The sequence below is a fragment of the Janthinobacterium sp. PC23-8 genome (genome assembly GCF_002250505.1).
GTDB lineage: Bacteria > Pseudomonadota > Gammaproteobacteria > Burkholderiales > Burkholderiaceae_D > Janthinobacterium.
Map to the genome: position 1 here is coordinate 267588 of NZ_NJGY01000005.1, position 18435 is coordinate 286022.

Genomic DNA, 18435 nt, shown 5'->3' on the forward strand with positions numbered 1-18435 from the left:
ATTCCCTTACAGAAACATTTTACCTTGCAACGCTTCCCAGAATGACTAAACCAGCCCAGGCCAACCAGAACAGTTACACCCGCAAGCCGGTCGAGCGCCGGCCGCTGCCCAACCGGCTGGTGAGGCTGTTGTCCGAGGCGCGCTGGTTTGCCTTTGCCGCCTTCGCCCTGTATTTCGTGCTGATACTGGCCAGCTTCAACAAGCTCGATCCGGGCTGGTCGCATGCGACCAATGTCGACAAGGTGGCCAACCTGGGCGGCAAGCTCGGTGCGACCCTGTCCGACCTGTTGTTGTATATCTTCGGTTTTTCCGCCTGGTGGTGGTGCGTCTGGCTGCTGCGCACGGTGTGGAGTGGTTATCGCCGGCTCAGCAGACGATTTCTGCTGGAACAGGAGGACGAGGTCGAACGCGAACACCATGTCGAGATGCTGATCCGCATCGTCGGCTTTTCCATCATGCTGATCGGCAGCATGGGCCTGGAATACCTGCGCATGGCAAAAAGCCTGCACGTACAGTTGCCGCGCGAGCCGGGCGGCGTGCTGGGCCAGTTGGTCGGCCATTCCAGCCATGTGGCCTTCGGCTTCACGGGCGCGACCTTGCTGTTGCTGCTGCTGTTCGCCCTGGGGTTTTCCCTGTTTTTCCATGTTTCCTGGCTGCAGGTGGCTGAGCGCATTGGCGCTGCCATCGAAGACGCTGTCAACTGGTTCGTGCTGCGTTACCGCGACCGCGAAGACCGCCGCCAGGGCGAAGTGGCGGCCGTGCGCCGTGAGGAAGTGGTGGTGATCGAACGCGCCAAGCACGTGGAAAAACACGTGGCCGCGCCGCCGGTGAAAATCGAGCCGCAAATCATGACGGTGGTCAAATCCGAGCGCGTGGAAAAGGAGCGCCAGGCGCATCTGTTCGAAGGACCGGGTGACGGCAAGCTGCCACCCTTGTCCCTGCTCGACGAGGCGCCGGCGGTGGTGGAAACCGTGTCGGTGGAAACGCTGGAATTTACCAGCCGCCTGATCGAAAAGAAATTGTCCGATTTTGGCGTCGATGCCAAGGTGGTGGCAGCCTACCCGGGGCCGGTGGTGACGCGCTACGAGATCGAGCCGGCCACGGGCGTCAAAGGCAGCCAGATCGTCGGTCTCGCGCGCGACCTGGCCCGCTCGCTGTCGCTCACCTCCATCCGGGTGGTGGAAACGATTCCCGGCAAAAATTATATGGCGCTGGAGCTGCCCAACAGCAAGCGCCAGATCGTGCGCCTGACGGAAATTCTCGGCTCCAAGGTCTATAACGATGGCGTATCGAGTTTGACGATTGCGCTGGGCAAGGATATCGCTGGCAAACCGGTGGTGGCGGACCTGGCCAAGATGCCGCACTTGCTGGTGGCCGGCACCACCGGTTCCGGTAAATCGGTGGGCATCAACGCCACCATTTTGTCGCTGCTGTACAAAGCCGATCCGCACGATGTGCGCCTGATCCTGATCGACCCGAAGATGCTCGAAATGTCGGTCTACGAAGGCATTCCGCACTTGCTCGCGCCCGTGGTGACCGACATGCGCCAGGCCGGCCATGCGCTGAACTGGGCTGTGAACGAAATGGAACGCCGCTACAAGCTGATGAGCAAGATGGGCGTGCGCAACCTGGCCGGCTACAACACAAAAATAGCCGACGCGGCCAAGCGCGAAGAACATATCCCGAATCCGTTCAGCCTGACGCCGGACTCGCCCGAGCCTTTGGAAAAACTGCCGACCATCGTCATCATCATCGACGAGCTGGCCGACCTGATGATGGTGGTCGGTAAAAAAGTCGAGGAATTGATCGCCCGTATCGCGCAAAAAGCGCGCGCGGCCGGCCTGCACTTGATTCTGGCGACACAGCGCCCATCTGTAGACGTGATCACGGGCCTGATCAAGGCCAATATTCCGACCCGTATCGCGTTTCAGGTGTCATCGAAAATCGACTCGCGCACCATTCTCGACCAGATGGGTGCGGAAACCTTGCTGGGCATGGGCGACATGCTGTACATGCCGCCCGGCACCGGCCTGCCGATGCGGGTGCACGGCGCCTTTGTCTCCGACGAGGAAGTGCACCGCGTGGTCAGCCACCTGAAGCTGCAGGGCGAGCCGAACTATATCGAGGGCATCCTCGAAGGCGGCACCCTGGAAGGCGAAGGCGGCGAAGCGGGCGCGCCGGGCGAGGGCGGTGGCGAAGCTGACGCCCTGTATGACCAGGCCGTGCAAGTGGTCTTGAAAAACCGCCGCGCCTCGATTTCGCTGGTGCAGCGCCATTTGCGCATCGGCTACAACCGCGCGGCACGCCTGCTCGAACAGATGGAGCAAAGCGGTGTCGTCTCAACCATGCAGTCCAATGGCAACCGGGAAATCCTGGTGCCGGCGGCCAGTAGCGAACCAGGATAAGAAGAATGAAACAGTGTATCGCAACAAAATGTATCATCGGCGCGGCCAGCGTCGCCTGCAGCCTGCTGTTCGCGGCCAGCGCCTCGGCCAGTGCGTTGGAGCAATTCAAGACCTTTGCCGCCGGCACCAAGTCGGCCAAGGGCGAATTCGTGCAGCGTCAAGTCAAAAAGGCGGAAGCGGGCGGCAAGGCGAAAGTCTCCACGCCAGCGAGCGGCACGTTTGAATTTGCCCGCCCAGGAAAGTTCATCTGGACCTATCAGAAGCCGTACGAGCAACTGCTGCAAGCCGATGGCGAACAGTTGTATATCTACGACAAGGACCTGAGCCAGGTCACGATCAAGAAACTGGGCGATGCGCTGGGCTCGTCGCCGGCCGCCATCCTGTTTGGCAGCAACGACCTGGAAAAGAACTTCACCCTGGCCGAAGCGGGCACGCGCGACGGCCTGGAGTGGCTGAAAGCCACGCCGAAAGCCAAGGACACGACCTTCGATGAAATCAATATCGGCCTGCGCAACGGCGTGCCCGAAGCGATGGAGCTGCGCGATTCGTTCGGCCAGACCTCGATCCTGTCGTTCAAGAATTTCCAGAAAAATCCCAGCCTGGCCGCCAATCACTTCAAATTTGTCATGCCCAAGGGCGCCGACGTGATTAATAATTAGATTAACGCGCGCTTGCTTGTGACCGGCCTCGCAGCGATGCGGGGCTTTTGCTTTTTTTACTGGACCTTATGATGGCGGATCTGTTTTCCACTGAACCACGCCAGCCGCTGGCCGAGGCGCTGCGCCCGAAAATCCTGACCGAAGTGATCGGCCAGACCCATCTGCTGGGCGTGGGCAAACCCTTGCGCCTGGCCTTCGAGGCGGGCAAGGCCCACTCGATGATCTTGTGGGGGCCGCCCGGTGTCGGCAAGACCACCCTGGCGCGGCTGATGGCCAACGCTTTCGACAGTGAATTCATCGCCCTGTCGGCCGTATTTGCGGGAGTGAAAGATATCCGCGCGGCCATGGACCAGGCGCGCAACAACCTGGACCAGTTCGGCAAGCATACCTTGTTGTTTGTCGATGAGATCCACAGGTTCAACAAAGCAGTCAACTACTTTATAAAACAAAGGCTTAGAAAGCTCATTGTGCAAATAATTGTGCTTACCCCTGGTTCAGTGGAGGTAAAGCATGGCTGATTTGTTCTCTCAAAAGCCTGTTGCACCACTTGCTGAAGCCCTTCGCCCCAAGACCTTGGATGAGGTTGTAGGTCAGTCCCACCTGCTCGGAGAAGGTAAGCCTCTGAGACTGGCTTTCCAGTCGGGCCAGCCACACTCCATGATCTTCTGGGGGCCGCCTGGGGTGGGTAAGACGACCTTGGCACGCCTGACGGCCTCAGCGTTCAAATGCGAGTTTATAGCCCTCTCAGCCGTGTTCTCAGGCGTTAAAGACATTCGTGCCTCAATGGAGCAGGCAGAGCAAAATTTAGCTCTTGGCAAGCACACAATCCTGTTCGTAGACGAAATTCACAGGTTCAATAAGTCCCAGCAAGATGCCCTTCTTCCTTATGCGGAAAGCGGCTTGGTGACGTTCATTGGAGCTACGACAGAGAACCCTTCCTTTGAAGTCAATTCGGCCTTGTTGTCGCGTGCTCAGGTCTATGTTCTGAAATCGCTCACCGACGAAGAACTGAGGCTGTTGCTAAAGCGTGTTCAAGAGGAAAAGTCTCTTGGTGATCTCAAGTTTGAAGAACAAGCAGTTGATACCCTGATTGGCTATGCAGACGGGGACGCAAGGCGCTTCTTGAACTTATTGGAGCAGACCAATACAGCAGCTAAAACCTCTGGCATAGCTACTGTTACCGCTGACTTTCTTCAAAATGCACTGACCTTGAATAGCCGCCGCTTTGATAAAGGCGGGGACAATTTCTATGACCAGATATCGGCTTTGCACAAGTCCGTGCGTGGCTCGAATCCTGATGCGGCTCTCTACTGGCTGACAAGAATGTTGGACGGTGGTGCTGATCCTCGTTACCTGTCACGACGAATTGTTCGTATGGCTTGGGAAGATATTGGTCTTGCCGATCCAAGGGCCATGCAGATTGCCAATGATGCAGCGTTAACGTATGAGCGCCTTGGCAGTCCAGAAGGAGAGTTAGCTTTGGGCCAGGCAGTCATCTATCTGGCAGTTGCTGCTAAAAGCAATGCTGGCTACAACGCATACAACCAGGCTAGGGCGTTTGTAAAGAAAGACAAAAGCCGTGAAGTACCCGTTCACTTGCGTAATGCTCCGACTAAGCTGATGAAGGAACTTGGCTACGGTCACGAGTATAGGTATGCTCACGATGAGCCACACGCCTATGCTGCTGGCGAAACCTACTTCCCAGACGATATGCTGGAACCAGGTTGGTATAAGCCTGTGCCGCGTGGTTTGGAGGGTAAGATTGCCGACAAGATGGCATTTCTACGAAAGCTTGATGAGGATGCAGGAAAGTAATAATTTACCTTAACAAGAGCAGTTACTGCACTCGATAAATCAAAGGAGAGAGAAAATGGAGGAGAAAATTATTTCTTTGTCTTATGATGAAGGAACAATTGCTCTAAATGGCGAAGTGATTATTGATGTGGGCGTTATCAAGCAGATTGTCTTTGATAGGGAAAATCAAAAAGGAAAAATAATTATAGAAAATGGTGGTCAGCTTTGTGAATTCTCGATTTCTTTGAAGTCCGCATACGCGCTCATTGTTTTTCTGGGAACTTCGTCATGGGTGAATTTATAGATCTGGATTTATGGATATGACTTTTTTGAAGAAGTGAAAATAGTTAGCGACGATTTTAAAGTCAGCATCATCAGTTTTTGACTCTAGATAGTCGGCGTATGTTCTGTGCAGAGTAGCGAGCAACGCCTTAGAAAATTCTTCGTAAACTTCTTCTGGTGTGGTCTTGTCGCCTTGATTCATATACGTGTCCTTGAAATAAGATAGATATATCAAAAAATACAGCAATGTCAATCTCGGTGGCGATATGGACGTTAAGAATTTACCTTCGTGTAGTTAGGTTATTGAAAGTGATACTCTGTGTGGACTAAATCTCAATTAGCGAACCCTGTCAATGTCGGAATTATAGAAAACTATAAATCATATTGGGCAAGTCATTTCTATTCTGTTTTGGAATGTCTGCATTCCCACAAAACGATGAATCATTCCCCAATGAATTTGCGTAGCTATCCTAATTGGTCGTTAAGTGAGATGAGAGGAGATTTGCCATTAAATTTTTTCAATGAGTTGGAAAGCTATATTCGCAATTGGGGTTTTCAATATTTCTTGTCTGTTTTTATGAACAATAAGATGTCGTCGGAAATTGTTGAGCAGTTAGTTAAGAATCTCTCCGATCTATACAATGCTAATTTTTCAACAAATTTCAATAACTATGCTTTCTACATATCTGGTCACGATAGCGCATTGAGTCATGGTTTGTTAGATCGGTTTACCGAAGTGTTTCCTCCAGAACTAAGGGAAAATAAGCCTGATTCAAGCATACTTATCGCACAGTCAGATCTTTGTCTCATCCTTACTAGTCCAAAGACAAATAATAAGGTGGCGATATTTGGTGAAGTTGAAGGGACATATGGGAACGACATGTCAAATCAAAGTTATTGGCGTAATAAACTAGATTTTTGCGTATTTACAGTTGGTGTGATAGAAGGATCTGGAAAGGGGACCTATGTGGCAAATTCATGCCTAAATGGAATTGATAGGGTTAATATTTTATTCGAGAAGAAACATCCCGTTGTGGCTGATTTTCAAACTGTATTAAATTTTATGAAGATTCTCTTTGTTGAGGGGCCGTCAACTAAAATTCAACTTCGAGATGAAGAGTTTGATTATTTTTTCAATAAAGTAAAGAGTTATTGGAAGAGACCAATTTTGGATCTAATCAACGACATGCAATCCTATTTTGAAAGAAGTCAAGTTATTGGGTTTATGAAAAATAAAATTTCAATCATTACCGACATTCAAGCGTAGTAGTAACGGTGGCATGATCAGCAGCAGGGCTATCCTCACAGTAAGTCTGACCATTTTGGTACCAGTGGACTTCCCCATCGTCCTCATGGTTTCTATTATTCATATATTGTTTTTCTTCTTTGCAGTAGGTTTATTCGGCAATTTGGAGTTAGGTTTTTTATTGAGTTTCTTTTTGTCGAGCCATTGACCGCGAGTTTTTTGTTAATTAATTTTATGTTTTCCGTTCGATCTACTAGGAGTCTGCGCGGCAGAACGATTTCGCTTCATTTTCCGACATTTTCAGGGGTGCTTTACCCCTTACCAATGTCGAGAAAAACGATTCTAGAGCGTTCTGAGAGGTCGAAAAATCGAGCCGTGATTTTCATTTCTTCTGCCGCGCACACTCCTAGCAGATAGCCAATTTTTTCAATGCTATATTTTTCTGTCGCATTTCTCAGTTTTTGCAGTTAGTAAAATTATAGACTCCCAAGAAAAAAATAGCTGCACGAAATATCTTTGATCCATCTTCTCTTCTGCATGAATGATTGGCCCAGTAGTTTTTTCATCTTTGATTGCCTTTTTTTGCCGTCAAATTTTTCTACCTGAAAGAACTTAGGCGTGATGCCCCAGTATCCGAGTACGACATAGATCAGAGACTTCTCATTATCCTTTTTATATTCCATAACTGTTCTTATCGTTGAGATAGTTACCCAATGAATTGGGAATAAATCAATAGATGGAGTGATGGTTTCGGATTCAAATTAATTAAATTACTTCCAATAATATTGCGGTTGTGATAAAATGGATACACATTGTGTGTCCATTACTTGCGCGGAGTGCTCATGAAAGATGCGGGAATGCGTATACGGGTAGAGCCCGAATTGCGCGAAGCTTTTATTCGGTTGTGTAGAGATAAGGATATGCCTGCTGCTCGCGTTTTACGTGCCTTCATGAGAGACTTTGTGGAGAGAGAGGGCGATGATCAGCAATTTCCGCTCTCATTTAAAGAACAGGTCACTGAAAAAGTTTAGGTTAGGAATGCAATATGGTTCAAATGGGAAAATATGAACGCCTTAAGTTAGGCAAAGGTATTAGGGTGATCAGCTTCTTTACTGGTGCTGGTGGATTAGATTTGGGTTTTGATTTGACGGGGTATGATGTCGTCTATGCCACTGATATCGACGCAATGTGCTGCGAAACACTCAAGGCTAATTTGGGTGGAGTGCTATCAAAAAGCACGATTGTCGAACAAGCTGATATTCGAAAAATTGATCCATCGACGTTGCCCAAAGACATTGACCTGATAATTGGTGGTCCGCCGTGCCAATCATTCTCTGCATCTGGCAGGCGTGCGGGCGGAGCTTCTGGGCGTCTCGATGACCGAGGCACGTTGTTTGAAGCTTACTGCAAAATTATTGATTATGTGAAACCGAAGGCGTTCCTTTTTGAGAACGTGCGGGGTATTTTAGGAACCAATAAGGGTGAAGATTGGAATGCAATCGTAGAATCATTCCGTGATATTGGTTACACGATTAGTTATCGGATTTTAGATGCTCTTGACTACGGCGCACCTCAGCAGCGTGAGCGTATGATTATGGTTGGGCATAAGCTCGACAGCGAGTTCCTATTTCCCCGACCATTATTTGGTCCCGACTCAGAGAATGATGCTCCTTACATTACATCGGCGCAGGCATTGGATGGGATTGTCGCTGACAACGAGGATAGAAATAGTCTGGTGCTGCGAAATGGGAAGTATGCTCATTTATTACCGTTGGTCCCACCAGGTGAAAATTATCTTCATTTCACGGCGAAACGAGGCTATCCGAATCCCATATTTGCCTACCGTTCTAGGTTTTCTGATTTCTTATATAAAGCAAACCCTGATACCCAAATTAAGACTCTCATTGCTAGCCCTGGAAAATACACTGGTCCATTCCACTGGGATAATCGTTGCTTTACGGTGCGTGAATACATGAGGTTGCAAGGCTTCCCAGACAACTACATCTTTGTTGGTGATCGCACTGATCGAGTGAAACAAATTGGAAATTCAGTAAGTTTGAAGTTGTCGTATCAATTGGCAATTGCGATTGCCAAGCAAGTATTTGGTCGTAAAAGTGATATCAAGTTGTTGCCTAGTGATTATGTCCTTTCGTTTGATAGTAGGAAGGGCAAGAAGGCGGCTAAGACGCGCGAAATTCATACGGCGGTTGCTCACAATTCAAACGAAACGCCAACGTCGATGTTTAATTTTGTCGAGTATGAAAGTAGCGTTATTCCTAATGAGTCTTTAAGTTCTAGGAATAATGTTTCCGTTAAGGTGACTGGCAATACTGCAAAAATAACGGTCAAGGCAGATAACTCAAGAAAAATTTTTGCCAGACTACGGATGGAAATTCGAAAATCAGAAATTGGAGCTGCGAGTGACTTGCTGCCTGCGGATGCTATTTTAGATGTAACGGCATATGGAGAGTCCGAACATACAGTTCAAACTATGTGGAATGCCATTGATGATTGGGTTATTCGCTCAAGTAATTTTCACTCTTTATTTGAGTTGTATGGGCATTTTACTGAACCACATCCAGTTTTTCGCATCACCAGTTTTGTTGCAAAATCTGATGCACCAATTGCAGCCTTTGCAAAGCACGTATCTGATTTTGAAAACTGTTCGCACTATTTTCCACGAGAGCACTTAACAAAGTTATTCGGCGTAAAATTTGGCACGTCGAGTTTTATTGAATTGGTTAGGATGCTAAGAAGCTATAGGTTTGATATCAGGTGTCATGAGACAAATATAGCCATTCCTAAAAATGTTTACATGGTTTCATATCCATTTACTTTGCCTTTTGGTAAGCAGATGAATTTCTCAATTAGACCGCAGATTTTGGCTGAGCATAATACTTCAAATAATAGAATGGTGGCTGCATAAAAATGGCAAAGAAAAATCAAGAAGCAGGTCAAGATGTTCAAGAGAAAATAGCTGATGCTTTAAATGTTGCATTAGCGAGAGCTGAAGTCAATTTTTTAATCGCTAAAATTGATGATTATAATCTTTCCGATGATTTTTTGGCGGCGTTAAAGGAGTTGTCTGAGAAGTCGCAGAAAGCGGCAACTGGATTTACTAATATCATTACTTGCTTGGCAATCAAGGCGGCAATGCCAGATGTTGATATGCGATATCATCAAACGCAGATTCAAACTCAGACCGATAGACCAGCAGGTTTTAACTTTCGTGGGGTGAGTGAGCGAACGGTTGCCCCTTGGCTAACTGATCATACATTTGAATCCGCTAAATCTGGTTGGCAGACTAGGACTTTTGAACGCCCAAAGCCTTATATGTTGAGCTACGATGAGAACATAGCTGATATTAAGACCCCTTTCTTGGCGACTTTTAATGAGGTAGAGGTTCTTGAGCAGTCTGCCGTAGAAGCATTGGCATATCTAATTCATCAGCAATTGATTCTTCGAGAGTCCAAGAAAATCGTATTGTCGATTCCCAAGACCAAGGATATTCAATTAATTGTAAAAGTTTTTAGAGAGCATTTCTTCCATTCCTATAAGGCATCTAAGGGTGCGTCCAGGTTGCCAGTGTTGGCGCTCTATGCTGTATATAGTGTGCTAATGGAGCAACTTAACAGATATGAAGGAATGGAGTTGAAACCGTTGGAGCAGCATTCAGCTGCGGATTCTCAAACTGGTGCAATCGGTGACATTGAGGTAATTAACTCTACGACCAAGGAAGTGTACGAGGCGATTGAAGTAAAGCACGACATTGCGTTGAGTGAGCGGATTATTCAAGATGCAGCAGCGAAGATTATGGATAAGTCAGTAGATAGATACTATATCTTGACAACACACTCCATGTGTGAGCCTGACGATGTGCTTTATAAAAAGATTGCTAATGTTAAAGCTTTGTATAATTGTCAGTTGATCGCTAACGGTATGATGCCATCATTGAAATACTATCTTCGTCTTCTCTCTGATCCAAGTTTGGTTTTCCCCCGCTATGTAAAATTGCTGGCAAGTGATAAGGCAATAAAGCATGAACATAGAGAGGTTTGGAATAAATTGGCAATTGAGGGATGAACTAATAAAGATTTTGTTCACAGAAAAGAAAAATCCAGCTACGTGCTGGATTTTTTTGAGCTTGTCTGCAACTCTCAATTACTGCGCATACTTTGTCTTAATTTCTTTTGCCACTTTATCGGGAGTCTTTCTGGCATCTGTTCTTTGACTTGCTCAACAGACTGGGCGACATACCTATTTTTTTCGATTTCAAAGCTGTTGGAGTGCTTCGACGGATCAGTTTAGTTAGTGCAGTCCTGCGCGTATCGTGGAAGTGAAGGCGGGTTGTCGCTTCATCGTATAGTTCCAATGCCTTCAATGCATCGACCCAGTATTGACGGAAATTCCAAGGTGTCAACTTGAAGACTTGTCCCTTCGCCAAACGGTTCATATTTACCCGCAAAGGCCGTCCGAACTATCCGGCCGACTTCAAACGGCGCCTTGCCAGCGGGGCCTGCACACCTGGCATCTCGGTGTCAACGCTGGCCCGTCAGCATGCCATCAACGCCAGCGAACGGAATATGCGCGAGAGCGTTGTTTTGCCAGAATAGTTCCGGCCATAAAGGATATTCAGTCGTTTGAAATTCTGTACAGTTTTTCCGCTATCTTTAACGGATTTTTTCCACTCCAAACCACTGAAGCTGCCAAAGCTTGCTATGTCTATCTGATTAATCACAGATCCCATCCCTTCAATATTCGCCTTGCGGAAGGTTGTAACAGAATGTTACTGCGAGTCTACAGCGGATGGGTAGGTGATGCCAGTATGGAATATCAAAAAAGCAATTTTTCATGATCGCCTTGGCTGTCGCCGGCCCCCGGACCTCATAGCTTAGAAGAACGTCGCAGCGTTCTAGCCTACCGGCATTTCTGACTGGGATAAGTGGATTTTTACCAGGTGGTAAAGGCTTATATCTTGATCACCTTCTTCTTCGCTACCTGTGGTTTAGGTTGTAGTTTAATTTCGAGCCTTTGGTTGGTTTTTATCTTCATGATATCGATATCTAATTGCTTGTCATTGAGAATATTCGTTGCATACAATTTAATGGCGTAAATGGCGCATATCACTTTCTCCATCATGAATCCGGGTGCTTGATTGAAGTAGTCGTAATGAACAATATCACCTATCCAATGCTCTACAGAGATCTTTCCCAATCGTTGATTTCTCAATGCCTTCTCTTTCGGTGACATGCCTGGCGTGATTGGGTGGACCTCAATGAAAGCTTTACGTACAAATTTCTTTAGTATCGCTTCCTCGTTTCGGTAGTCAGCTATTAATTCGTTATAGTTATACCCGAAGTATTCTTTGCTCAAGTATGCTGATTTTAGAAATTCAAGCATAAGGATAAAGCTATAATTAGACTGCATTTCCCTGCGATATTTGGCTGACTGCCTTCCGAAGTATTTGTAAGCTGTTTTGTCGGCTAAGTCCCAATTCCAGTATCCCTGTTGAGTCTTCTTCCTTATGTGAAGATTTTCTTCTTCGACAGTGGAGAGGAAGATTGCTGTTAGTGTTTCTGGTGATATGCTTGTTACCTGCTGAATGAGAGTTAGCTTGGCGATGTTGTCTTTTATGTGCTTATATGTATTGTTCTTTTTCTTGATCATGATTTCTCCTGTTTTTGTACATATAGCAGGAGCAAGGAGACTGTCAAGTTAAAATCATATGATTTTAACTGTATAGTAAAAGCACGGTTAAGTGCTTAGTGCGTTAATGAATGATTGGTTTGTTAGAGTCGGTCGCTTGTAATTTCTTTTTCTCAAGCTCAAGATTTAATGCTGCCAGTTTTTGTTCTATGATCATAATCTGGGACTTGAGCTTGGAAGCTCTTGGCCCCTTGGCACTTGCCAGCATAAGAAGCAGACTGTGGTACTGCATGGACATGCTGCCTATCTGCGCTTCCAATCCACCAAGAGCCGAACCCATGACTGAAGGCAAGGCGCTGGCCTGCTTCTTATCGTCGTTGCGGCGTGCTACTCGGTGCGGAAGGTTCGCCTGTGGACCAGTCGTGGCAGGATCTGCTTGTTCCCTCAATGTGACTAGGTGCTTGTCCAAAGTGCCGGCGCTGTCCTTGCCAGGTTGATGTTCCTTGACTTGCTTGTGCTTGGTATCAGGACGTGGTTGCGAGCTCTTGGCGGTGGCTCTATTGCGATTCGCACAAGGTTTGGGAGTTAGATAGCGACGCTGATTGAAAGCCGTTCTGGCTTCGATTCCTGCTACCAGCTTGTCCTTCTGTTCTTGGGCTTCAGAATAGGACAGAAACCTTGGGATCTTGGCTTGGTGATGATCGGCAACGATTGCTGCATAATCGCTGTCCTTGGCAAACAACGGGCCCTTCAAGCGGGTATTTTTCTGTGCGCCAGGTAGCCGCACGGTTATGAAGTCGGTGCCTACCTTGTCCACGTCCACACCGTTGCGCTTCATGAAGCCAATGAGTTGGTTGCGATTGCTGACAAAGCCATTGGTGATTTCTGAGTGGAGGACCTTGGCGAAGTCGTTCTTAGCCTTCTTATCCTTCTTGCCGTTTGGGGACTTGGCCTCAAAAGGCTTAAGAGAGATTTTGAGAGGATCGGCCACAACCTGGGCGAAGCCCAAGCTGTCGTTCATGACGGCAGAGAATGCATTGAAAAAAGCTATGTTTTTCTCACCAGGTGGATGAATGTTGAGCTGCTGGCCGGTGGTCAGTTCTGTATTGGCAACCAGGAAGTGGAGCTCAAGATTGCCCTTGTCCCTGTGGGCCACCCAGAAGTCTGCAAAATTCTCGTCCACCTTCAGACCAGGCATGAACGTCGAGCGGAAGGTTTCAATGACTGTGTTGATCTGTTCAGGTGTTACTGATTCGTTATCGCGGAAGGCGACGACACCAGAGGTGTACTTGTGCAGCCTGTTGGTAGCATTGGCTATGGCCTCAAACGAATTGGGATCGCCAGAAAGTATTTCAGGTGGCACAGAGCGTTTCTTGCCTTCATGGTCGGTGTCGGAAAGTAAGTAGTTGACTGCTGAAGCTGCACCTCCTTTACCAGTTGGAAAAATCGTTATATTCATATCTTTGACCTCTTCTTTGTAGGTTTATTTTTGAGAGTGGTATGAAGCTTGTCGTTGACATTCTTCATATCTAACCACTGCTGATATTCTTCTTTTTTGAGCTAAATTTCGTTTAGCCATCATTCTTTATGATCAATAGCAGGACCGTCTTGACGGTAAAGCTGATCATTGTTATACCAACGGATTGCTCCATCTTCGTCATATTTCCCATTTTTCATTTTCGTTCCTTAAATATTGTTGTTATGGTGGAAACGCCATCTTGAATTTTTGTCAGTTCTTCGAACATTCCCTGTGTTGTAGAGTTCCAAACCTTCATGCGATTGAGAGCACGGGCAATCTGATTGATATTGCTACCTATTTTTCCCAAGGAAGCGAGAAGCTGAAGACGAAGCTTATGTTCTACCTTTGTCTCTTTGTTAGCCTGGTGGTTACTTGGTAGAAGCAAGGCGCGAGCATGGATGGCTGTAGAAGAAGCTCCTGCTTCGATTGCTCTTTCTTGAAGAGCGGCCCACTCTTCAGGGGTGAATCTGATTTCAAAGCGCTTCGTCCGTTTTGATTTATTGGCTTCGACGCCGGTTTGTCCTGAGCGTTGTTTGACTTTAGGGTCAATATTCTTTTTTTGATACTTCATTTAACGATCCTATTATTGTTAATTTTTCGAGCCTCGTGCAACAGCGGGTGTGGGTGAAACCCACAATATTCAACCTAAAGTAGCCATGAAATGGGTAACGTAGGATTGATTGACCTTGCTTTAACTAAATTTCTTTGTTTTTTCCTGTTTGTAGGGGGTAGGAGTAACGACCCTCCTTTAAAGATTAGCGTAACGATTTTGGATGTCAAATTTACTCACGTCTCATGAGTAAATATTTCATGTCTAAGAATTTGCATGGAAGTAATATTAATGAATCATAATTTGTATGGAAGTTAATGTTGGTGAGTCATAATTTCTATGTGCAATCGTGTTCATGAGACACGAATGAGTCCACGCTACATGAAACCAATGTGTTGTAATTCCTATGTGGTTTCGCGTTCATGAGACATGCTTGTGTCTATGAGACATGAGCGCAATGAATAGTTATTTCTATTTGTGATAAATCTCATGCGACATACATGTGTCTATGCGACATGAACTGATTGTGCGATTTTGTTTTTTATCCATGACGGCTATGACTCAGTGCCTATTAAAGAAGATGATTTATTGGGGTTGACTTCAGTAAAGCTTACGCTTAAATGATTTGTGAACCACTAGGAGAATGCATCATGGCAAAAGAAACAATTAAAGCTGTAAAGGGTACGGTGCGTATAGGTCCACGTATTTCCAGAGCGACATACATGCAGGCAAAATATATTTATGCGACGAAGGGTATGAGCTTTGAAGAAAGAATTGAAGAGCTACTTGATAAAGATATTGAGTATCAGATGAAGCAGAAGTGGTTTCTCGATGGATTAAATAAGAGGGAACATGAGAAGTTTGACGGTCTTAGGAAGGCGGTCAAGAATTCAGGTGATATTGATAGCAGCCTCTTTGATTCCAATAATTTAGATCGTGGAGGCGATCAAGATGAGTGAGTCTGAAGATAGGTTGATATATTTAAAAGCATGTGGGGAAAAGCCTCTGAATTATTATCTTCCTTTAAACGTTTTGGAAGTCATAGACGATGGAGGTAAGTTTAGTTTTAGTGCCACCTTTTTGACGTTTATGCTTAAAGCTAAAAGCAACGAAATAAAGCTTGAGAGGAAAGCCAAAGAATGGGCCGATGGAAAAGACTCACTTGATCGAGAGGTTTTAAAATTAACTAAGGATTTTTATGCAATGAAAAAAGAGAGGGACAAGCTCAAAAGGCAGTTGGCTAGTGCCAAGGTAAACGAGGGTGCGGAGAGTGACGACGATGGTGAATAACCTTCAAGAAGCACCCTTGGCTTGCGCCGGTCCCTCAAAGGGACCTCATGCTTAGAAGAGTGGCGAAGCACTCTCACTGACGTGGATATGTCTTGAAGAAGAAATTTCACTAGTAATTGACTTATTAAAATAAATTGCTAAGATAAAAAAGCGAAGCGGCATTAGTTCGTTTTGTGTTTTTTCATGATGGAATGTTAAGATAAAAGGCACCAGGAAGGTGCTTTTTTTATTGCTTGGCTGAAGAGTAAAATCTTGCGTGTCACTCTAAAATCTCGCTAAAGTCGATACTGGATTTCTATTGATATTTGCTTGCAATACGCTAGTCTCGTTCTAGGGGTAAATTAGGAGATTCCCCTTTGAAGAACGGACGGTATGAAGAAGATGGCTTGGAACTTTGGTATTTTAATGATCAACTGCATAGAGAAGATGCCCCTGCGTGTATAGAGAGTGATGGTTCAAAATCCTGGTATCACCTGGGGGAGCTGCACAGAGAAGATGGTCCTGCCGTCATATGGGGCGATGGTGCTAAGGAATGGTGGGTTGGTGGCCTTAGACACCGTATCGGCGGTCCTGCAGTCGTCAATGCAGACGGTAGCTGCTCTTGGTATAGAGACGGTCAGTTGCACCGTGTCGACGGGCCAGCCGTAGAAGCTGGCAGTGGGGCGAAGGCTTGGTACCAAGAGGGAAAGCTGCATCGTATGAAGGGGCCGGCTGTAGAGGGTTCTGACGGCGTAACGGAATGGTACCGATATGGAGTCAAGATTCCAGACCAAGACTTCCTACCGAAGCCGTTTGACTCCAGGAAGCTTGCCTATGTTAGTGGTTATTACGGCAAGTCAGTGAAAGTTGTAGAGAACAGAATTTTGGCTCTCAGAAAAGAGTTTTTTGATGAAGGGGAAACGTCTAGAGGTGTTAAACCCAAGTGGTAATCCTCGCCATTTAGATCTTCTTCGTTTATTTCGTTCTATGGTGCTAGATTCTCGGCCCGAAAAAGAAGAACGTACGTTAAAGTTGGATATCAATTCTGAACACTCGGTTTAAGTTCTGAGTTGATAATGCCTTGGCCGGTTGGCAAGGTATTCCGACGAACGACAACTGCACGGGGAATTATGAAGAAGCTGCACCAGGGGTATGGAGGCAAATGTATTGGCGCCGCAAGGAATGGCTTGCTGGTCATGGTGTTGGTGTTGACAGGCTGTGCAGCAGTTCGTGGAGAACCGCCATTGGTGATCTACGGCCAAGTCGTTGCGGCACAGCCTCGCCAGGTGTTGGAGCAGCATGCAAACCCGACTGGCGCTGTAGTCGGTGGTTTGGCCGGTGGTGTGTTGGGCAATCAGTTTGGCAAGGGCAATGGCAAGAAGGCCATGACGGTCTTGGGTGCTCTCGCTGGTGCTGCGGCCGGGAGTCAGGTCGGAAAACGGGAAGATGTGAGATCCGTCATGGATTTGCAAGTAAGGATGCCTGACGGTGCGGTAGTGCCGATCACGACCAGTGATGTGGGTTTCAGGATTGGTCAGACGGTGAAGATTACTCAGCAAGGAAAGCAGGCAACGATTGAAGCGGTAAATTGAACAAAGAAGGAAAATAGTAGATAGACCACTTAAGTGGTCTGACTGTTTTGGTGTTTCATGGCTTTAAATTGAAAAATTCATCAATTTTAAGTGTCTTTTTTTGTTTAATAAAATCTTCTCTTAGCTCGCTAATCGTCTCTTTGGTTTCAGCAGAACTTCTGATGTTAGGGCTGTCATGTTGTTCAGAAGAATATTTAGATGCTGGAAGATACTCCTTTGCTTTCGTTCCTAAAAATTCAATAGCATGATCGGTTGCGACAGCAGCGTTATGAAATGCAACCCAAATTATCATTAATGCATCCATGCCAAGTCTTAAAAACTTATTTTTCTTCAAGCCGTTGCTGTTTGCCAACTTATCTTTGATGTCAAAAGCAAGCCCCATGCTTGGACTGCCTAGCTTACCATCTGTTAGGTTTTTGTTTGAATCTTGAGAGAATTTCGTTTCTTTTGATTCTTCTGGAAATTGTTCTGTGACGCTTTTCTCAACGGCAGGGATTATTTCACCTGTGTATCTGGATAATTTCTTGTTGGATATTATCTCATTGAATTCACTTTCTAGATATTGTCTTCCATTTAAGTACCATGATACTGTTCCGTCAAAGTATTCATTTGCGGGCCCATCTTCCCTGTGCCTTAATCCATTTCTATACCAAAACTTAGAACCGTCTGATAATTCACAAGCGGGACCATCTTCTCGATGCTTTTCCCCATTGGCGTACCAGAGCATTGTTCCGTCTTGATATTCGATGGCAGGTGCATCCTCGCGGTGAAATGTGCCGTTTACATACCAATACACATCACCAAACTCTACATGTCTTCCATTTTTCATACTTACTCTCCATTAAACTATACAATGCTATTGAAGCGAAGAGTAAAGTCAATGAAAAGTATGATGAATTTATAGGTATGAAAACATTACCAAAATAAGTGTGCTTTATTAAGGATTCCTTTTTAGTTTTTTAGTATCTACTGCTGCGTTTAAATTTTTTCTCAGTGCCAGCATAGCTGAGACAATGGTTGACACATCACTAAGTTGACTGTCATCAAGTGTTTCAAGCGCTGACTGAACACTCTTGACCTTGTTAAGCGGAAAATCCGATTTAGTGTATTCCACGCCGTTTAAGAACCATTCAGTCATTCCGTCAGGATCTTCAATCGCTGGGCCATCATCACGGTGGAGCTTTCCGTGCTGATACCATTCTTTTCTACCATTAGCAGATTCAAAGGCAGGACCATCATCACGGTGAAGTTTTCCATTAATCCACCATTCTCGGCTACCATCTACATCCTCAATCGCGGGGCCATCTTGACGATGTATAAAATTTTTTAACATCCAAACTATTCTTCCACCTCTTTTTGTTACTGGAATAGATTTCTCCACTACTGCTTCATTGATATTTTTCATATTTCCTCCATAATAATTAATCTTATTAAATTGAAGGAAGAAATCAAGACTGTGAGTGCAATAAAAAA

Annotated in this window: 20 protein-coding genes; 13 read left to right on the top strand and 7 right to left on the bottom strand. The window is 46.1% G+C overall.

Annotated features, from left to right (window positions below):
• Positions 1–41: 41 nt before the first annotated feature.
• The 5 genes from CD932_RS27720 (at position 42) to CD932_RS28565 (ending at position 5162) form a co-directional block, all read left to right on the top strand.
• Entirely contained in the window at positions 42–2405 is a 2364-nt protein-coding gene (locus CD932_RS27720; RefSeq protein ID WP_094446096.1) for a DNA translocase FtsK, read from the top strand.
• A gap of 5 nt (positions 2406–2410) precedes the next feature.
• On the top strand, positions 2411–3064 hold the full coding sequence (lolA, locus tag CD932_RS27725) for an outer membrane lipoprotein chaperone LolA (protein ID WP_094446097.1): 654 nt from the start codon (positions 2411–2413) through the stop codon (positions 3062–3064).
• A 71-nt stretch (positions 3065–3135) separates the two neighbouring features.
• Positions 3136–3582: an AAA family ATPase gene (locus tag CD932_RS27730; protein WP_254926798.1), complete on the top strand. Its 447-nt coding sequence runs from the start codon at positions 3136–3138 to the stop codon at positions 3580–3582.
• Positions 3575–4879 carry a replication-associated recombination protein A gene (locus tag CD932_RS27735; protein WP_094446099.1) on the top strand — a complete coding sequence of 435 codons (1305 nt, stop codon included), beginning with the start codon at positions 3575–3577 and terminating at the stop codon, positions 4877–4879. The genes CD932_RS27730 and CD932_RS27735 overlap by 8 nt, the downstream gene beginning before the upstream one ends.
• A gap of 55 nt (positions 4880–4934) precedes the next feature.
• Positions 4935–5162 (top strand): hypothetical protein, encoded by a 228-nt coding sequence (locus tag CD932_RS28565; protein ID WP_141213397.1) that lies wholly within the window; start codon positions 4935–4937, stop codon positions 5160–5162.
• On the opposite strand, the gene CD932_RS27740 is transcribed toward CD932_RS28565, so the two are convergent.
• A complete protein-coding gene (locus tag CD932_RS27740; protein WP_094446100.1) occupies positions 5157–5342 on the bottom strand; it encodes a hypothetical protein in 186 nt (61 codons plus the stop codon). The genes CD932_RS28565 and CD932_RS27740 overlap by 6 nt on opposite strands.
• A gap of 234 nt (positions 5343–5576) precedes the next feature.
• On the opposite strand from CD932_RS27740, the gene CD932_RS28570 reads away from it, so the two are divergent.
• From CD932_RS28570 to CD932_RS28575, 4 genes are all read left to right on the top strand, one after another.
• Entirely contained in the window at positions 5577–6407 is an 831-nt protein-coding gene (locus CD932_RS28570; RefSeq protein ID WP_141213398.1) for a hypothetical protein, read from the top strand.
• An 821-nt stretch (positions 6408–7228) separates the two neighbouring features.
• A complete protein-coding gene (locus CD932_RS27750) occupies positions 7229–7417 on the top strand; it encodes a hypothetical protein (protein WP_093390971.1) in 189 nt (62 codons plus the stop codon).
• Between the two features lie 14 nt (positions 7418–7431).
• Positions 7432–9312, top strand: a complete 1881-nt coding sequence (locus tag CD932_RS27755; protein ID WP_094446102.1) for a DNA cytosine methyltransferase — start codon at positions 7432–7434, stop codon at positions 9310–9312.
• Positions 9313–9314: 2 nt separating this feature from the next.
• Positions 9315–10469, top strand: a complete 1155-nt coding sequence (locus CD932_RS28575) for a hypothetical protein (protein WP_141213399.1) — start codon at positions 9315–9317, stop codon at positions 10467–10469.
• A gap of 469 nt (positions 10470–10938) precedes the next feature.
• Here the strand turns inward: CD932_RS28575 and CD932_RS27765 are convergent, their stop codons facing one another.
• The 4 genes from CD932_RS27765 to mobC form a co-directional block, all read right to left on the bottom strand.
• The gene (locus CD932_RS27765) at positions 10939–11133 is read right to left on the bottom strand and encodes an AAA family ATPase (RefSeq protein WP_094446104.1); all 195 of its coding nucleotides are present in this window, start codon (positions 11131–11133) and stop codon (positions 10939–10941) included.
• 221 nt (positions 11134–11354) lie between these two features.
• Complete coding sequence (locus CD932_RS27770; RefSeq protein WP_094446105.1) at positions 11355–12053, bottom strand: hypothetical protein; 699 nt, start codon at positions 12051–12053, stop codon at positions 11355–11357.
• 103 nt (positions 12054–12156) lie between these two features.
• Positions 12157–13491, bottom strand: a complete 1335-nt coding sequence (locus CD932_RS27775; RefSeq protein ID WP_094446106.1) for a relaxase/mobilization nuclease domain-containing protein — start codon at positions 13489–13491, stop codon at positions 12157–12159.
• A gap of 214 nt (positions 13492–13705) precedes the next feature.
• Positions 13706–14122, bottom strand: coding sequence for a plasmid mobilization relaxosome protein MobC (gene mobC / locus CD932_RS27780; protein ID WP_094446107.1), 417 nt, complete (start codon positions 14120–14122; stop codon positions 13706–13708).
• A 629-nt stretch (positions 14123–14751) separates the two neighbouring features.
• On the opposite strand from mobC, the gene CD932_RS27785 reads away from it, so the two are divergent.
• The 4 genes from CD932_RS27785 (at position 14752) to CD932_RS27795 (ending at position 16962) form a co-directional block, all read left to right on the top strand.
• Entirely contained in the window at positions 14752–15060 is a 309-nt protein-coding gene (locus tag CD932_RS27785) for a hypothetical protein (RefSeq protein ID WP_141213400.1), read from the top strand.
• Positions 15053–15391, top strand: coding sequence for a hypothetical protein (locus tag CD932_RS27790; protein ID WP_094446109.1), 339 nt, complete (start codon positions 15053–15055; stop codon positions 15389–15391). Before CD932_RS27785 ends, CD932_RS27790 begins: the two co-directional genes overlap by 8 nt.
• A 356-nt stretch (positions 15392–15747) precedes the next feature.
• Positions 15748–16320 (top strand): hypothetical protein, encoded by a 573-nt coding sequence (locus CD932_RS28580; protein ID WP_141213401.1) that lies wholly within the window; start codon positions 15748–15750, stop codon positions 16318–16320.
• Positions 16321–16500: 180 nt separating this feature from the next.
• Entirely contained in the window at positions 16501–16962 is a 462-nt protein-coding gene (locus CD932_RS27795; RefSeq protein ID WP_254926794.1) for a glycine zipper 2TM domain-containing protein, read from the top strand.
• 55 nt (positions 16963–17017) lie between these two features.
• On the opposite strand, the gene CD932_RS29100 is transcribed toward CD932_RS27795, so the two are convergent.
• Together CD932_RS29100 and CD932_RS29105 are read right to left on the bottom strand one after the other, a co-directional pair.
• Entirely contained in the window at positions 17018–17791 is a 774-nt protein-coding gene (locus tag CD932_RS29100; protein ID WP_176461160.1) for a hypothetical protein, read from the bottom strand.
• A gap of 108 nt (positions 17792–17899) precedes the next feature.
• A complete protein-coding gene (locus CD932_RS29105; RefSeq protein ID WP_176461161.1) occupies positions 17900–18367 on the bottom strand; it encodes a hypothetical protein in 468 nt (155 codons plus the stop codon).
• Positions 18368–18435 lie beyond the last annotated feature (68 nt).

What these genes read in the sequence shown, in the direction of transcription:
- CD932_RS28565 (WP_141213397.1), top strand. Translation starts at nt 4,935, where the DNA reads ATGGAGGAGAAAATTATTTCTTTGTCTTATGATGAAGGAACAATTGCT.
- CD932_RS29105 (WP_176461161.1), bottom strand. Translation starts at nt 18,367, where the DNA reads ATGAAAAATATCAATGAAGCAGTAGTGGAGAAATCTATTCCAGTAACA.
- CD932_RS29100 (WP_176461160.1), bottom strand. Translation starts at nt 17,791, where the DNA reads ATGAAAAATGGAAGACATGTAGAGTTTGGTGATGTGTATTGGTATGTA.
- CD932_RS27770 (WP_094446105.1), bottom strand. Translation starts at nt 12,053, where the DNA reads ATGATCAAGAAAAAGAACAATACATATAAGCACATAAAAGACAACATC.
- CD932_RS27790 (WP_094446109.1), top strand. Translation starts at nt 15,053, where the DNA reads ATGAGTGAGTCTGAAGATAGGTTGATATATTTAAAAGCATGTGGGGAA.
- CD932_RS28570 (WP_141213398.1), top strand. Translation starts at nt 5,577, where the DNA reads ATGAATCATTCCCCAATGAATTTGCGTAGCTATCCTAATTGGTCGTTA.
- CD932_RS27730 (WP_254926798.1), top strand. Translation starts at nt 3,136, where the DNA reads ATGGCGGATCTGTTTTCCACTGAACCACGCCAGCCGCTGGCCGAGGCG.
- lolA (WP_094446097.1), top strand. Translation starts at nt 2,411, where the DNA reads ATGAAACAGTGTATCGCAACAAAATGTATCATCGGCGCGGCCAGCGTC.
- CD932_RS27765 (WP_094446104.1), bottom strand. Translation starts at nt 11,133, where the DNA reads ATGGGATCTGTGATTAATCAGATAGACATAGCAAGCTTTGGCAGCTTC.
- CD932_RS27720 (WP_094446096.1), top strand. Translation starts at nt 42, where the DNA reads ATGACTAAACCAGCCCAGGCCAACCAGAACAGTTACACCCGCAAGCCG.
- CD932_RS27740 (WP_094446100.1), bottom strand. Translation starts at nt 5,342, where the DNA reads ATGAATCAAGGCGACAAGACCACACCAGAAGAAGTTTACGAAGAATTT.
- CD932_RS27735 (WP_094446099.1), top strand. Translation starts at nt 3,575, where the DNA reads ATGGCTGATTTGTTCTCTCAAAAGCCTGTTGCACCACTTGCTGAAGCC.
- mobC (WP_094446107.1), bottom strand. Translation starts at nt 14,122, where the DNA reads ATGAAGTATCAAAAAAAGAATATTGACCCTAAAGTCAAACAACGCTCA.
- CD932_RS27750 (WP_093390971.1), top strand. Translation starts at nt 7,229, where the DNA reads ATGAAAGATGCGGGAATGCGTATACGGGTAGAGCCCGAATTGCGCGAA.
- CD932_RS28575 (WP_141213399.1), top strand. Translation starts at nt 9,315, where the DNA reads ATGGCAAAGAAAAATCAAGAAGCAGGTCAAGATGTTCAAGAGAAAATA.
- CD932_RS27775 (WP_094446106.1), bottom strand. Translation starts at nt 13,491, where the DNA reads ATGAATATAACGATTTTTCCAACTGGTAAAGGAGGTGCAGCTTCAGCA.
- CD932_RS27785 (WP_141213400.1), top strand. Translation starts at nt 14,752, where the DNA reads ATGGCAAAAGAAACAATTAAAGCTGTAAAGGGTACGGTGCGTATAGGT.
- CD932_RS27795 (WP_254926794.1), top strand. Translation starts at nt 16,501, where the DNA reads ATGAAGAAGCTGCACCAGGGGTATGGAGGCAAATGTATTGGCGCCGCA.
- CD932_RS27755 (WP_094446102.1), top strand. Translation starts at nt 7,432, where the DNA reads ATGGTTCAAATGGGAAAATATGAACGCCTTAAGTTAGGCAAAGGTATT.